Below are 14,179 nucleotides of genomic sequence, written 5' to 3'. Positions count from 1 at the left end.
AACTGGTGTCAAAGTGTATAGTTTAGAACGGCTTGAAGTTGCCGCCCGCCGCGAACGGCCGGAATCCCCGGGCGGCCTAACGCTTCCTGCCCATGAGACAGAAGAAGAATCCGTCGGTTCCGGTCGATGCCGGTGTCAGCGTGACGGTCTTCATATCGGCGGACCAGGGCTGTGGCTTATCGGTGCCGAAGAGCGCCGCCCAGTTGTCGGCGGCCGAGAGGACCTCGAATTCCGGATTGTCCTCGCAGAAGCCGTAGACCTGAGCCTCGTTCTCCTCCGGAAGGACGGAACAGGTGACGTAGATCAGATGTCCGCCGGGGCGCACGAACTGGGCGGCACCGGCAAGCGCCTCCTCCTGCTGGGCCAGTCGTTCCTCGAGGTTCTTCTGCGTCAGGCGCCATTTCGTGTCGGGGCGGCGCCGCCAGGTTCCGGTCCCGGTGCATGGCGCATCGACAAGCACGCGATCGACCCGCCCGATGAGCGATGTGAGCGACTCGGTCGACTCGTGCACCTGCACGTTGCGGGTGCCGGCACGCTTCAGACGCTCGATAATGGGCGCCAGCCGTTTGCGGTCGGCGTCGTAAGCGTGGACCTGGCCCTTATTGTTCATCGCCGCCGACATGGCCAGGGTCTTGCCGCCGCCGCCGGCGCAGTAATCGAGGACCTGCTCGCCCTCGCCAGGCAAGGCTAGGTCTGCGACAATCTGCGATCCCTCGTCCTGCACCTCGAACCAACCCTTCTGGAACGAGATTTCCGCCGTAACGTTCGGCAGGCGCGAAGCGCCCTCGCCGGCGGGAATGCGCACACCGTGCCGGGCAATCGCCGCAGGCTCGGCGCCGCTGCGCTCCAGCGCCTTCAGCACCTTTTCGCGCGTCGCCTTCAGCGTGTTGACGCGCAGATCGAGAGTCGGCCGGCCGGCAAGAGCCTTCGCCTCGGCGAGCCAGTCGTCGGAGAAATTCTCTTCGAACGAGCCTTGCGTCCATTCCGGAATATCGCCCTGCACATGCAGGGGAGCATCTTCGAGCCGTCGCTGGGCGAAGGCCTTCATCATCGCTTCCGAAGGCGCTTCGGGCGCGAACCTGTCGTCGGCGAGTTCCGCCGCAAGCGTGTCGGCGCGAAAGCCCCATTGCCGGTACATGACCCCATGGCCGAGGGCTACCGGGGTGTCGCTGTCCATGAGGTAGGCGTGGGAGAGTTTCATCCGCAGGGCATCATAGACGATGTTGCCGATGGCGGCGCGATCGCCGGAGCCGGCGAAGCGGTGGGACAGGCCCCAATCCTTGAGGGCATCGGCGACGGGTCGCCTGCGCTTTTCGATATCGTCAAGAACCTCGATGGCTCCGGAGAGCCTTCCGCCCAATCGCATCTTCGATGAACTCCTTTTTCGCCGTGGTAGCGGCGATGACATCGAAGAGCAAGACGGCGGCCGCATTATGTAAGGGGCGCGACCGGCCCTTGCAGTCTGGCTCGCCCGAGATGAACCGGGCGAATCCTGCGCATCGTCAGGAATTGACGACCGTGTAACAGATGCTGGCGGTGCCGGAGCGGATCATGCCGATCTTGGAGGCGGCCGCCTTGGAGAGATCGATCACCCGGCCGCGAATGAACGGGCCGCGATCATTGATCCGGACGACGACGGACTTGCCGTTACGCTTGTTGGTCACCTGGACCTTCGTGCCGAATTTCAGTTTGCGATGCGCGGCGGTCAGGTGCGCGGCATTCATTCTTTCGCCGGAGGCCGTTTTGGAGGAAAGCGCGTACCAGGATGCTCCCCCGCAACCAGCGCCTGCTGCCTGACTTTCGGATGCCGAGACCAAGCCCATCCCGACGGTGAATAGTGCTGCCGCGGCAGCAGTCTTGATTTTCGCTGGCGTCAAGCGATGCCCCCTTCGGTTTGAAAAATTCGTCAGTTCCCTTTGTTGATCGAGCTAATTGAGGTGAAACATGGCAAAAACGTGCTTCAACCGTTAAGTTCTCATTAGGAATGTCTGAAGACCTGTTGATTTTAAAAATAAACAACAGATTGAATTAGTTTAGAATTGCGAGGGAAGTTCTTTGGAATCAGCAACTAAGCGCTGCTGGCGACGCGCCGCCCCGCGCAGCGACGCCTCTCGCAAATAAAATCATTAAATTTTTCGCCTTGCATGAAAAATCGGGAATCGCGACCGTTGAATTCTTGCTACTAGCGTCAAGGTTGTGGAAAATGGCGAAGTATAGACCGAATAATGACAGCATAATCGTGTCAAGGCGATTCGCGTGAAATCAATACTTTCAAAACGGCGTTAGACTTGCTTGACATCCCGCGCGATATTCTGGTCGGCCTTGAGGAAATAGGTGCTTATTTCCGGTCCCAGGTTCCCGATGTCCACAGCTGTGCAAGCGACACGCGATAGTTCGGGAAGTCCGGATCGAAGCCCGCCTGGCGCAGTCGCGCATTGGAGACACGCTTGTTCTCGCCGTAGAAAGAACGCGCCATGGGGGACATATCTGCGGTTTCGAAGGGGATCTCGGGCGGCGGTTCGACGCCCATCAGCCGGGCGGCTTCCTGGACCACATCCTGTGGTGGCGCCGGCTCGTCGTCGGTCACGTTGAAGACGCCGCCCATGCCCCGCTTTGCGAGAAGGGCGGTCGCCGCGCCGATGTCTTCGACGCGGATACGGTTGAAGACCTGGTTCGGCTTGATGACGCGGCGCGCCGTGCCTTCGGAGAGATTGCGGAAGGCATTGCGGCCCGGACCGTAAATGCCTGCAAGCCGAAGCACCGCCACCGGAATGCCGCGCTGTGCGCCGTGCTCGAGCCAGGCGTTTTCGGCTTCCACACGCTCCAGCGAGCGCTGCGAGACCGGGTTGAGCGGCGTATCCTCGGTGACCCAGGCTCCGCCGTGATCGCCATAGACGCCGACCGTGGAAAGATAGCCCACCCACTCCAGCCGCGGCAGAAGTTCGGCAAGCGGCGGCGTTCCGGCGCGAAACATAGGGTCGCCATCGCGGCCCGGCGCAATCGACTGAACGAGGTGGGTGGTCTCCCTCATCACATCCTTGAGCTCGTCCGATATTTCCGCGCCGTCGAAGAGGATCGGGCGGATACCGGCAGCCTGCAGGCGGCCGAGCTTTTCTGCCGACCGGGTGGTGCCGGACACGGACATCGCCAGGGAAGCGAGCGCGCTCGCGATCGCCGTGCCGGAATAGCCCGCACCAAGGATCAGGACATTCATCGGTTCACTCCCGCCATTTGCCATTCCGCAAGAACCTCGTCATCGGTTTCAGGCCCGCATTGCCGGGCGAAGACCGCCAGATCGGCGGATGAAATCAGTCGCGAAAGCGCCCAGACCGCCATCCCCCTGACGGTCGGCGATGCATCGGCCGCCAGCGCCTTGCAGACCTCTATCAGGCTCTTCTCACCGGAATTGCCGGCGGCGATCAAGGCATTTCGGACGAAACGATCGCGCCCGATGCGCTTTACCGGTGATCCGGAAAAGAAGGCCCGGAAACCTGGGTCGTCGAGCGTCAGCAGGAAGGAGAGCTCCGGTTCCCTGAGATCGTCCCGCGGCTGGAGTTTCATTTCCGATGCCGAGCGCGCGAACTTGTTCCAGGGACAGGCGGCGAGACAGTCGTCGCAGCCATAGATGCGGTTACCGATCAGCGGCCGCAACTCAGGCGCAATCGATCCCTTGTGCTCGATCGTGAGATAGGAGATGCAGCGTCGCGCGTCGATGCGGTAGGGCGCCGGAAAGGCATCGGTCGGACAGGCGTCGAGGCAGGCCCGGCAGGAGCCGCAATGGTCGCGCTCGGGCTCGTCCAGGTCCAGTTCGGCTGTCGTGAAGAGGCTGCCGAGAAAGAGCCAGGAGCCGAATTCGCGGCTGACCAGATTGGTGTGCTTGCCCTGCCAGCCGATGCCGGCCTTTTCCGCAAGCGGCTTCTCCATGACAGGGGCGGTGTCGACGAAGACCTTCACGTCCTCGCCCGCCCGGGCGGCAAAGCGCGTGGCGATCTCTTTCAGCCGGCCCTTGACTACGTCGTGATAGTCGCGATTGCGGGCATAGACGGAGATCGCGCCGCGATCGCGTCTGGCGAGGACCTCGCGCGGGTCGTCCTCGGGAGCGTAATTCATGCCGAAGAGGACGATCGAGCGCACTTCGCTCCAGAGGACGCGCGGATCGGACCGGCGCTCGGCTGTCTCGGCAAGCCAGTCCATCGTACCATGGGCGCCGGTAGCCAGGAACTGCCTCAGCCGCTCGGGCGCCTGGGGTATGGCGTCCGGATGGGTGATGCGACAGATGTCGAACCCCTTGGCCGCGGCTTCCTCTTTCAGGAAGGCGGTGAGGGTCCGTCGTTTCCTGCCCTGGTTGTCCGCTTTTGCAGCGTCGCCGGGCATGATCTGGTCCTTAAAAGTCGAGATCCGCATAATGAGAGACCGGGGTCACGCCGCGCACCCGCTCGGCGAGTAGCGGCCGGAAAGATGGGCGCGACTTCAGCCGCTGGTACCATTCCTTGGCGGTCGGCGCATCGGACCAGTCGATCTCTCCGAGATAGTCGAGCACGGAAATCGCCGCGGCTGCGGCGAGATCCCCATAGGAGATGCGATCGCCGGCAAGCCAGGGGCGCGATCCGGCGAGCCACGAGAGATACTTCATGTGCTGGCGGATATTGCTGCGCGAGGTGCGGAGAATTTTCGAATCCGGCGCACCGCCGCCCTGGTCCGGGGTCATCTGCAGCTTGAAGATGCGCTCGCGCACGAGAGGGCGCGTCACGTCGGCTTCCATCTTCTGCAGGAACCATTCGGTGAGCCTGCGGATTTCGGCGCGCTGAAACGGGTCCTCGGCAAGAAGGCGGCGGTCACGCTTCATGATGCCGCTGGTCTCGTCGAGATATTCGGAGATGATCGTCGCGCCGCAGAGCGCGCGCATGCTGTCATCGACATAGACGGGCAGAGTGCCGGCGGGATTCAGCGTCAGGAAGTCGCGCCGGTTCTCCCATGGCTGTTCTTCGCTCAGTTCCGTCTGATAGCCATATTCTGAGAGAATAAGGCGTACGAACCGCGAAGCAGGGGACATGGGGTGATGATACAGTGTCGGCATCGATGATCAGATTGCAGCTGTTTTCGGGGATATCGGCGTCGCGGCATATGCAACTGGCCACGGCTCGTTACAACGAGCTATAGGTAGTTGCGGTGGCAAACACAAGAGAATCGACTTTCTCCTCCCACATCCAATTATATCAGGAATAGCTTTTACATGGCGGATCAATCGATCATAAGCGCGCTCGTCCTCGGGCTCATCGAAGGACTGACGGAGTTCATCCCGGTCTCGTCGACGGCGCATGTGCTGCTTGCCGGACACTTCCTCGGATTCAAATCGCCGGGAAACACCTTTGCCGTTCTGATCCAGCTCGGCGCCATATTGGCGATCCTGCTCGTCTACTTCCAGAAGCTGCTGGCGATCGCGCTCGCCCTGCCGACGAGCGTCAAGGCCCGCCGCTTCGTCTTCTCGGTTCTCCTCGCCTTCCTGCCGGCGGCGCTTATCGGTGCTGCAGCGCATGGGTTCATCAAGTCGGTGCTTTTCGAGACGCCGATGCTCATATGCGTCGTGCTGATCGTCGGCGGCATCATTCTTTATGCGATCGACCGGCTCCCTTTGACGCCCCGCTACATCGACGTGTTCGACTATCCGCCTTCGCTCGCGCTGAAGATCGGCCTCTTCCAGTGCCTCGCCATGATCCCGGGGACGTCACGTTCCGGCGCGACCATCGCCGGGGCCCTGCTGATGGGGACCGACAAGCGCTCCGCCGCCGAGTTTTCCTTTTTCCTGGCCATGCCGACCATGGTCGGAGCCTTTGCGCTCGACCTCTACAAGAACCGGGATGCGCTCTCCTTCGACGATGTCGGACTGATCGCCGCCGGTTTCATCGCCGCATTCATCGCCGGAATTTTCGTGGTGCGTTCGCTGCTCGACTTCGTCTCGCATCGCGGCTTCACGCCCTTTGCGATCTGGCGCATCCTCGTCGGCACCGCCGGGCTGGTCGGCCTGTGGCTGCTCGGATAACGCAGTCCGGAAACATAAAGCCGGATGCGTCTCTTTCGAAACGCACCCGGCTCCTGGCCCCCGCCAAAACTCAACATGCCCGGCTCGAAGCCGAGGCGAAAATGTCCGGCTTACTCGCCGGCAAACCCGATCGACGCCGTCGTGCACGGGTTGACACCGTAGGCCGGCGTGCAGCCCTTGTTGCTGCTGGCCACGGTGCCGGGTGCCATGAACGAGCCAGCCAGAATGATCAGTGCCGCAGACGCAAAAAAGATTGCGATCGACTTGCCCATGGGACGTTATGCCTTTCGAGTGTGATGTCTGCACCGGCGGCGCTCGCCGAGCGGTCAGTGCGAGCGGTGTTTATTCTGCGATCATGTCATGATCAATATCAGGGCGGGCTGAATCTGCGGTAAACGGGATTCGGATTTGCAACTGCGGCAGAACTGCAACGCTGTTGCCGAACGGGCACAGCGGGGGGCCGCAAAAAAGCCGCCGGCGGAGCCGGCGGCTTGAATGCGTACGGTAGTGATGCGACGGCTCAGGCGGCGCGGCCGCTGCGCGTATATTGCCCATGCGGGCGATAGCGTACGAGATAAGTCGGCAGGATCGACTCGAGCATCGTCGGCTCGATGCCGATACCTGCAAGCGTGCGGCCTTCCGCTTCGGCCTTTGCCGAGACGACATTGTCCGATTTCAGCAACACCACCTGGTCGGCGGTGAGCGGCGGCGTGATGAACGGCACGAGCGAGGCGACGCTGCCCATCAGCGAGGCGATGCCGAAGGGTAGCGACACGAAGGAGCGCTTGCGGTCGATCGTCTTCAGCATGAAATCGAGACATTCGCGGAACGAGAGCACCTGCGGCCCGCCGAGTTCGTAGATCGTCCCACCGGTGAGCTTGCCGTCGACGGAGCGGGCCACGGCCTCGGCAACGTCGGTGACGTAAACCGGCTGAAACCTGGTATTGCCGCCGCCGATGAGCGGCAGGACCGGCGAGAACCGGGCCATTTCGGCAAACTTGTTGAAGAAGCCGTCTTCGGGGCCGAAGATGATCGACGGGCGGAGGATCACCGCGGCCGGAAGCGTTTCGAGGATCGCAGCCTCGGCGCGCCCCTTTGTCCGGGCATAGCTCGACTCGGAGTTTGCGTCGGCGCCAATCGCCGAGATATGGGTGAGCGTGGCGCCCGTCGCCCGGGCCGCCTCGGCGACCGCCCGCGCGCCGAAATCCTGGACCGCCTCGAAGGTGTTGCGGCCGCTTTCGAAGAGCACGCCGACGCAGTTGATCACATGGTCAGCGCCGTCGACAGCGCGATCGACCGACCTACGGTAGCGCAGATTGGCCTGAACGAAGGAGATTTGCCCGACATTGCCGAGCGGTTGCAGGTGGCCGGCGAGATCCGGACGGCGAACCGCGACGCGAATGCGGTAGCCGCGTTTGGCGAGCGCGCGCACCACATGACGGCCGACAAATCCGGATCCGCCGAAAATCGTCACCAGCGGCGGAAGGTTGGACAAGGTCATGAGAAACGCACTCCTGATGTCAATGGTAGAATTGCTTGCTACATAGCCCAAGCGTCGAGCGAGGTGAAGGCCAATCCGCGCGCTTCGGAAGCGTGCCCCGATGCGTCGCGGAACCTCGCCTCAAACACCCTCTACGACGACCATTTCGGCATCGGCGACTTCCTGGCGGATGGCCGCGGCAATCTGGTATTCGGGCGAATTGTAACAGTCGACGGCCGCCTGCAGCGAGGGGAATTCGATGACGACGTTGCGGGTACGAGCGGCACCTTCGAGCCGATGGAACTGCCCGCCGCGCGCGAGGAAGGTCGCGCCGTATTTTTCGAAGGCGGGCGTCGCCGCTGTCACGTAGTCCTTATAGCGTTCGGGGTCCCTTATATCGACCCGAGCGATCCAGTATCCTTTGGCCATGATGAACTCCTCGTCTTTCACGAAACGCAGACGGGATGGTTACTTCCGGCAAAATGCGCCCCAGGTCAAGCAGGCCCGAACGTCGCCCGAGCGCTATACGGCGGATCAACGGGAGAGGGCGCTCTCCATTTCGGCCAGGATCGCGCGGCTTGCTGCGAGAGGGTCGGGCGCGGCAACGATCGGCCGCCCGACGACGAGGTGGCTCGAGCCGGCGCGAAGCGCGTCGGCCGGCGTCATCACCCGTTTCTGGTCGCCTTTTTCCGCACCGGCCGGGCGGATGCCCGGCGTCACCAGCGCCATGTCGCCGCCGATGATCTTTCGCACGGCGGCGGCCTCCTCCGCCGAGCAGACGATGCCCCCCATGCCTGCGGCGCGGGCCTGTTCGGCGCGGCGCAGGACCAGGCTGTGCGGATCATATTCATAACCGGCATCGATGACGTCCTGTTCGTCCATCGAGGTGAGCACCGTCACGCCAAGCAGGCAGAGGTTCGAGCCCCTGGCCGCTTCGACGGCCGACTTCATCGCCTTCGGATAGGCGTGCAGCGTCAACATCGACACGCCCATCTTGACGATGTTCTCCACGCCCTTGGCCACCGTGTTGTCGATGTCGAGCAGCTTCATGTCGAGGAAGACCTGCTTGCCGCCCGCGGCGAGATCGCGCGCGAAGTCGAGGCCGCCGGCGAAGGCCAGTTGATAGCCGATCTTATAGAAGAGGACTTCCTCGCCGAGCGTCGAGACGATTTTCTCGGCCTCGGTCACCGTCGGAAGATCAAGGCCGACGATCAGCCGGTCGCGCGCGCTTGTGCTCATATCGAGATCACCCCTGCCAGAACTCCATCGGCGTCCAGTCGCATGTGACGGCGCGATCCGCAAGACGGAAGGCGAAGAGATTGCCGCCGCCCGGCGGCTGATCGGTGCTACGGGCGATCGCCGTGCCCGTCATCCGGCATTTGAGCAGCGTACCGACGCCGCCATGGCCGATGAAGGCGATGGGCACTGCCGGATCGTGCCGGTCGAGAACCTGGAAGACGGCCCTGGAGATTCGCGCCTGGGCGTCGACGGCACGCTCCCAGCCCTTGAAGCTCTCTTCAGGCCGGGCAAAGAACTGATCGGCCGCCTTCTCGAACTCCTCCGGCGGCAGGAAGCCGGTCGCGGAACGGTCGTTCTCGCCCATCTCTTCGTCCGTTTCGACCGGGATGCCGGCAGCGTCGGCCAGGAACCGCGCCGTTTCGATCGCCTTCTTCTCGCCACTGGCCAATATGCGTCCGAGCAAACGGACCCATGGCTGTTTCGCCGTGGCGCGCATGCGCTCTTCGCCCAGCTCGGACAGACCCCATTGGGGCACGGAGACGGCGGGATCGATTCTGACCTGCGGATGGGTGAGATAGATGCCGAACACCGGACTTGGCGCCGTCAGTGCGTCTTGCGGTAGATCCACAGCTGCGCCGGCGGAATGTTTCGCACGACGAAGTCGAAATGCTGGATTCGGTAGCGGTCCGGCATGGCGACCACCGGCGACATCGGACCGTAGGAGATCTGAACGACCGGGCGGCCGAAGGGAATGCGCGAGAGCAGGTCTTCTATGAGTTCGACGCGGCGATGCATCGGGAAATTCAACAACGGTACGGCGGAAATGACGCTGTCGAACTGCTGATCCTTGAAGGCCCCAAGCGTGCGGGAAAGATCGAAGGCGTCGCCGTTGATGAAATGCACGCCGTCGAAATGCGCCTTGAGCTGATTGTAGAAGTCGGTGGAGTATTCGATGGAAACCAGCTTTTCAGGCTCTATGCCGCGCTCGAGGATCGCCTTGGTGATCACCCCGGTGCCGGGGCCAAGCTCGAGGACCGGCAGACCGGATTCTGGATCGACTACGCTGGCCATGCGGCGTGCCGTGATGGCGGAAGTCGGGAGGATCGCGCCGACCGCGCGGGTATTGCTCATCCAGCCCTTGAAGAAGCGGATCTCTTCGTCGAATTTCCGACCGAATTTTTCCTTCACCCTCAAGCGCAAGCTCATCGAATCCCCTCGCAGTATGATTTGCAGTTGCGCTCTTATCGTGATTCGTGTGGCTGCGTGAGCGCTTATTCATAATGTGCTTCCATCTGCGGCAAAAACAAGTCCGACTGCGTCTAAAAGCGACAGATCATGAACGATGCGCGACGGGTACATATGAAAAAGCCCGCCGAACGGCGGGCCTTTATCGCAGTCTGCGGCATGCGTTACACGCGCATCGGCATCAGCACGTAGAGCGCATCCTCCGCGGCCAGATCGCGCACGAGCGTCGGCGAACCGGGATCGGCCAGCAGGAAGACCGCCTCGCTGCCGGTCAGTTGCCCGGTGATGTCGAGAAGATATTTGGCGTTGAACCCGATCTCGAGCGGATCGCTTTCGTAGCCGACCGGCAGTTCTTCGGTGGCGCTGCCGGAATCCGGGTTGTTCACGGTCAGCGTCATCTGGCCGTCGGCAAGCGCGAGCTTCACGGCGCGGCCGCGTTCGGAAGAGATCGTGGAGACACGGTCGACGGCCTGCGAGAAGGACTGGCAATCGACGCGCAGCTCCTTGTCGTTGCTGGCGGGGATCACGCGCTGATAGTCGGGGAAGGTTCCGTCGATCAGCTTCGACGTCATCACGATGGAGCCGATCGTCAGGCGGATCTTCGCGTCCGAGACCTCGACCGTCACCACCACGTCCGGGCTGTCGAGAAGTTTCTGCAGTTCGCTGACGGTCTTGCGCGGAATGATGATGCCGGGCATGCCCTCGGAGCCCGACGGCGCTTCGACATCCGCCCGGGCGAGCCGGTGGCCGTCGGTCGCGACGGCGCGCAGCTTCAGGTCGCCGTTGCTCTCGACCGTGTGCACGAAGATGCCGTTCAAATAGTAGCGTGTCTCTTCCGTCGAGATCGCGAACTGGGTGCGGTCGATCAGCATCTTCAGATCGGGCGCTTTCAGGCGGAAGGAGTGCGAGAACGTGCCGGCGGTCAGATCGGGAAAATCCGACTGCGGCAGGCACTGCAGCGAAAACTTGGAGCGGCCGGAGGCGACGGTCATCGCCGTGCCTTCCGCATTGGTGGCGAGCCGCACCTCCGAGCCGTCCGGCAGCTTGCGGACGATGTCGTAGAGCAGATGCGCCGGAACGGTGGTGGCGCCGGCCTGTTCCACCTGCGCCGGCGTCGCCTCGGTAATCTCCAGGTCGAGGTCGGTCGCCTTCATTTCGAGGCTGGCGCCGTCGGAGCGCAGGAGCACGTTCGAAAGGATGGGGATGGTGTTTCGCCGTTCGACCACGCGGTGGACATGGTTCAGCGATTTCAAAAGGTTGGACCGCTCGAGAGTAATACGCATGGATGCTACCGCTTTCAACCATTGCCGCGCGGGCGAGGGGACCGCCGCGGCGTCAACTGCGTGCCCCGGCCGCTCGGCCGGAAGGATGTGGACGGGCAAAATGGCAGAAAGAGAGCCGCAAAAGCAAGGGGTTTTGAGCCCTCTTCCCCAAATGCGAGACTGCAGGCGCGGCCCGCCCTTGCCCCGGGCTCCCCGCTCACTCATAAAGGGCGCGAACCCGGCTTGGCCGGAATGGTCGATCGGAATGATCGGGCCAGGCGTGATTGGGAAGGCGGCGTTGCAAAAGCAGCAATCGACGGATGCATCCGAAAAGGAACGGCAGCGCGGTTTTCGCCTGCACAATACGAACATTCCTGCGCGCCCGCTGGAGCCGTGCCTTTATCTCGTGGCAACGCCGATCGGCAATCTCGGCGACATCACGCTGAGAGCCCTAGAGACGCTTGCCGGGGCCGATGTGCTCGCTTGCGAGGACACGAGGGTGACGCGGGTGCTTTTGGACCGCTACGGCATCGTCAATCGGCCCACCGCCTATCACGAGCACAATGCCGCCGAGGCGGGGCCGCGACTGCTTGCAGCACTTGGCAATGGGAAATCGGTGGCGCTCGTCTCCGATGCCGGTACGCCGCTCGTCTCCGATCCGGGCTATCGCCTGGCGCAGCAGGCGGTCGAGGCGGGCTACCGGGTCGTTCCCATACCTGGCCCCTCGGCGCCGCTTGCGGCCCTCGTCGGCTCCGGCCTTCCGAGCGATGCCTTCCTCTTCGCAGGCTTTCTGCCGGTGAAGGACAAGGCGAAGCGCGACCGGCTCGCCGAACTCGCGGCCGTTCCCGCCACTCTCATCTTCTTCGAGTCCCCGCATCGCATTGCTGCGACCGTCACTGCTGCGGCCGAGGTCCTCGGCGCAGACAGGAGGGCGGCCGTCTGCCGCGAACTGACCAAGACCTTCGAGGAGTTCCGCCGCGGAACGCTCGGCGAACTCGCGGCGATTTACGACGAAAGCGCCAATGTGAAAGGCGAGATCGTCCTCGTGGTCGGTCCGCCAGAGGCAAAGCCCCAGCCGGAGGCGGCCGACGTCGACGCACTGCTCAAGGAACTCGCCCGCGACCTGCCGATGGGCAAGGCCGCGACCGAGGCGGCGCGCCGCACGGGGCTGGCGCGCAAGGAGCTTTACGACCGGCTCCTTCATCTCAAGGATGGCGATGAAGGCTGAGCGACCGGACACCCGCAAGCTGAAGGCGCTGAAGCGGGGCCACATCGCCGAATACCGCGCCGCGCTCTGCCTGATGCTGAAGGGCTATCGCATCGTTGCCATGCGCTATCGCACCAGGCTCGGCGAGATCGACATCATCGCCCGGCGCGGCGACCTGGTCGCCTGCGTCGAAGTAAAGGCCCGGGTGAGCCTGGAGGATGCGGTCTTCGCCGTCACAGACACGGCGCAACGGCGCATCCGGGCGGCAAGCGATCTCTGGCTGTCGCGCCAGGGCGATTTCCACCGCCTGTCGGTGCGCTACGATATCGTCGCCGTAACGCCGTGGCGCTGGCCGCGGCACCTGCCGGACGCCTTTTGATGACGCCTTTTGATAGGCGGGAGCGGCGGGAACCTTCTTGCCTAACCACGGTACGCATTCTACATCTTGCGGGCTTTTCTGCGGTGCCGCTCGTCGCGAAGACGAGGGGCGGAGCATCGCGTCGAATTGCCGTATAATTCGATTTCCGACCGGAGCCGGTCGAAGGAACTATGCGCATCGTGGATCCAGATCGGGAACGGGAAAATGGCAGGAATCGTCAATGTCGGGGTCCAGATGGACCATGTTTCGGGCATCACCATTGCGGGCGATTCGACCTTCGCGATGAGCCTTGAGGCGCAGGCCCGAGGCTATCGCCTGTTCCACTACACGCCCGACAAGCTGTCGCTCCGGGACGGCAGGGTCTATGCGACCGCGCAGCAGATGCAGTTGCGCGACGTCAGGGGCGACCACTTCACTCTCGGCGAAGACGAGCGGATCGATCTTTCGACCATGGACGTCATCCTGCTTCGCCAGGATCCGCCATTCGACATGGCCTATATCACCTCGACGCATCTGCTCGAGCGGCTGCACCCGAAGACGCTGGTCGTCAACGATCCGGCCTGGGTCAGGAACTCGCCCGAGAAGATCTTCGTGACCGAGTTTCCGGATCTGATGCCGAAGACCCTGATCACTCGCGACCCGGACGAGATCGCCCGCTTCCGTCAGGAGATGGGCGACATCATCCTGAAACCGCTCTACGGCAATGGCGGCGCCGGTGTGTTCCACTCCGCGCGTGACGACCGCAATTTCTCGTCGCTCCTCGAAATGTTCGCCCAGATGTTCCGCGAGCCTTATATCGCCCAGGAATATCTGCCGGCGGTCCGCAAGGGCGACAAGCGCATCCTGCTCGTCGACGGCGAGCCGGTCGGCGCGATCAATCGCGTTCCGGCCGAGCACGATTCTCGCTCCAACATGCATGTGGGCGGGCGCGCGGAGGCAACCGACCTGACGGCCCGCGAGCGGGAGATCTGCACCCGCATCGGGCCGGCCCTGAAGGAACGCGGTTTCCTCTTCGTCGGCATCGACGTGATCGGCGACTGCCTGACCGAGATCAACGTCACGTCGCCGACCGGCATCCGCGAAGTGAAGAAGTTCGGCGGTGCCGACGTCGCTAGCCTGCTCTGGGACGCGATCGAGAAGAAGCGCGCCTGATCTTTACGGCGGACCGCCACTCTCGCTCTTGTGTTCTATCATTGTTCTTGTTTTCAAGCGTATTCCGTGCAAGATTTACCGTTGCAACCGGTTTTGGTTGTGACGGCGTGTGTGGGCCGCCGTGCTGGAGCGGGATTGCGGAAGGACGATGATCCTTCGCGCTCCGCTCGAAATC

The 14,179-nt window shown here is 62.9% G+C and carries 16 protein-coding genes; 4 read left to right on the top strand and 12 right to left on the bottom strand.

What is annotated here, in order from left to right; all coding sequences use genetic code 11:
* Window positions 1-76: 76 nt before the first annotated feature.
* The 5 genes from M1D43_RS11885 to M1D43_RS11865 form a co-directional block, all read right to left on the bottom strand.
* Window positions 77-1,366, bottom strand: a complete 1,290-nt coding sequence (locus M1D43_RS11885; protein WP_153314290.1) for an RsmB/NOP family class I SAM-dependent RNA methyltransferase — start codon at window positions 1,364-1,366, stop codon at window positions 77-79.
* Window positions 1,367-1,502: 136 nt separating this feature from the next.
* Complete coding sequence (locus M1D43_RS11880) at window positions 1,503-1,877, bottom strand: septal ring lytic transglycosylase RlpA family protein (RefSeq protein WP_003529787.1); 375 nt, start codon at window positions 1,875-1,877, stop codon at window positions 1,503-1,505.
* A gap of 461 nt (window positions 1,878-2,338) precedes the next feature.
* Window positions 2,339-3,214 (bottom strand): SDR family oxidoreductase, encoded by an 876-nt coding sequence (locus M1D43_RS11875; RefSeq protein WP_153314292.1) that lies wholly within the window; start codon window positions 3,212-3,214, stop codon window positions 2,339-2,341.
* Window positions 3,211-4,374: a tRNA epoxyqueuosine(34) reductase QueG gene (gene queG, locus M1D43_RS11870; protein ID WP_153314294.1), complete on the bottom strand. Its 1,164-nt coding sequence runs from the start codon at window positions 4,372-4,374 to the stop codon at window positions 3,211-3,213. Before queG ends, M1D43_RS11875 begins: the two co-directional genes overlap by 4 nt.
* Window positions 4,375-4,384: 10 nt before the next feature.
* Window positions 4,385-5,077, bottom strand: a complete 693-nt coding sequence (locus tag M1D43_RS11865; RefSeq protein WP_003529784.1) for a glutathione S-transferase family protein — start codon at window positions 5,075-5,077, stop codon at window positions 4,385-4,387.
* A gap of 156 nt (window positions 5,078-5,233) precedes the next feature.
* Between M1D43_RS11865 and M1D43_RS11860 the strand changes: the two genes are divergently transcribed.
* Window positions 5,234-6,040 carry an undecaprenyl-diphosphate phosphatase gene (locus M1D43_RS11860; protein ID WP_153314296.1) on the top strand — a complete coding sequence of 269 codons (807 nt, stop codon included), beginning with the start codon at window positions 5,234-5,236 and terminating at the stop codon, window positions 6,038-6,040.
* Between the two features lie 110 nt (window positions 6,041-6,150).
* Here M1D43_RS11860 and M1D43_RS11855 read toward each other — a convergent pair whose 3' ends face one another.
* The 7 genes from M1D43_RS11855 to dnaN form a co-directional block, all read right to left on the bottom strand.
* On the bottom strand, window positions 6,151-6,312 hold the full coding sequence (locus M1D43_RS11855; RefSeq protein WP_003529782.1) for a hypothetical protein: 162 nt from the start codon (window positions 6,310-6,312) through the stop codon (window positions 6,151-6,153).
* A 248-nt stretch (window positions 6,313-6,560) separates the two neighbouring features.
* Window positions 6,561-7,541, bottom strand: coding sequence for a complex I NDUFA9 subunit family protein (locus M1D43_RS11850; RefSeq protein ID WP_027989547.1), 981 nt, complete (start codon window positions 7,539-7,541; stop codon window positions 6,561-6,563).
* 120 nt (window positions 7,542-7,661) lie between these two features.
* On the bottom strand, window positions 7,662-7,949 hold the full coding sequence (locus M1D43_RS11845) for a DUF1330 domain-containing protein (RefSeq protein ID WP_003529780.1): 288 nt from the start codon (window positions 7,947-7,949) through the stop codon (window positions 7,662-7,664).
* 105 nt (window positions 7,950-8,054) lie between these two features.
* Window positions 8,055-8,759 (bottom strand): orotidine-5'-phosphate decarboxylase, encoded by a 705-nt coding sequence (pyrF, locus tag M1D43_RS11840; protein ID WP_153314298.1) that lies wholly within the window; start codon window positions 8,757-8,759, stop codon window positions 8,055-8,057.
* Window positions 8,760-8,766: 7 nt separating this feature from the next.
* Window positions 8,767-9,348 (bottom strand): histidine phosphatase family protein, encoded by a 582-nt coding sequence (locus tag M1D43_RS11835; protein ID WP_010968511.1) that lies wholly within the window; start codon window positions 9,346-9,348, stop codon window positions 8,767-8,769.
* A gap of 14 nt (window positions 9,349-9,362) precedes the next feature.
* A complete protein-coding gene (gene pmtA, locus M1D43_RS11830; RefSeq protein WP_027989545.1) occupies window positions 9,363-9,965 on the bottom strand; it encodes a phospholipid N-methyltransferase PmtA in 603 nt (200 codons plus the stop codon).
* 203 nt (window positions 9,966-10,168) lie between these two features.
* On the bottom strand, window positions 10,169-11,287 hold the full coding sequence (gene dnaN / locus M1D43_RS11825; protein ID WP_003529776.1) for a DNA polymerase III subunit beta: 1,119 nt from the start codon (window positions 11,285-11,287) through the stop codon (window positions 10,169-10,171).
* 244 nt (window positions 11,288-11,531) lie between these two features.
* Here dnaN and rsmI point away from each other — a divergent pair, with 244 nt between their 5' ends.
* The 3 genes from rsmI (at window position 11,532) to gshB (ending at window position 14,004) form a co-directional block, all read left to right on the top strand.
* Window positions 11,532-12,494 carry a 16S rRNA (cytidine(1402)-2'-O)-methyltransferase gene (gene rsmI / locus M1D43_RS11820; protein ID WP_088217829.1) on the top strand — a complete coding sequence of 321 codons (963 nt, stop codon included), beginning with the start codon at window positions 11,532-11,534 and terminating at the stop codon, window positions 12,492-12,494.
* Window positions 12,484-12,852: a YraN family protein gene (locus tag M1D43_RS11815; RefSeq protein WP_003529772.1), complete on the top strand. Its 369-nt coding sequence runs from the start codon at window positions 12,484-12,486 to the stop codon at window positions 12,850-12,852. Before rsmI ends, M1D43_RS11815 begins: the two co-directional genes overlap by 11 nt.
* Before the next feature lie 204 nt (window positions 12,853-13,056).
* A complete protein-coding gene (gene gshB, locus M1D43_RS11810) occupies window positions 13,057-14,004 on the top strand; it encodes a glutathione synthase (protein ID WP_153314300.1) in 948 nt (315 codons plus the stop codon).
* Window positions 14,005-14,179: the final 175 nt, after the last annotated feature.

The sequence above is a fragment of the Ensifer sp. R1-3 genome (genome assembly GCF_056739175.1).
This window is presented reverse-complemented; position numbering and strand designations above follow the sequence as displayed.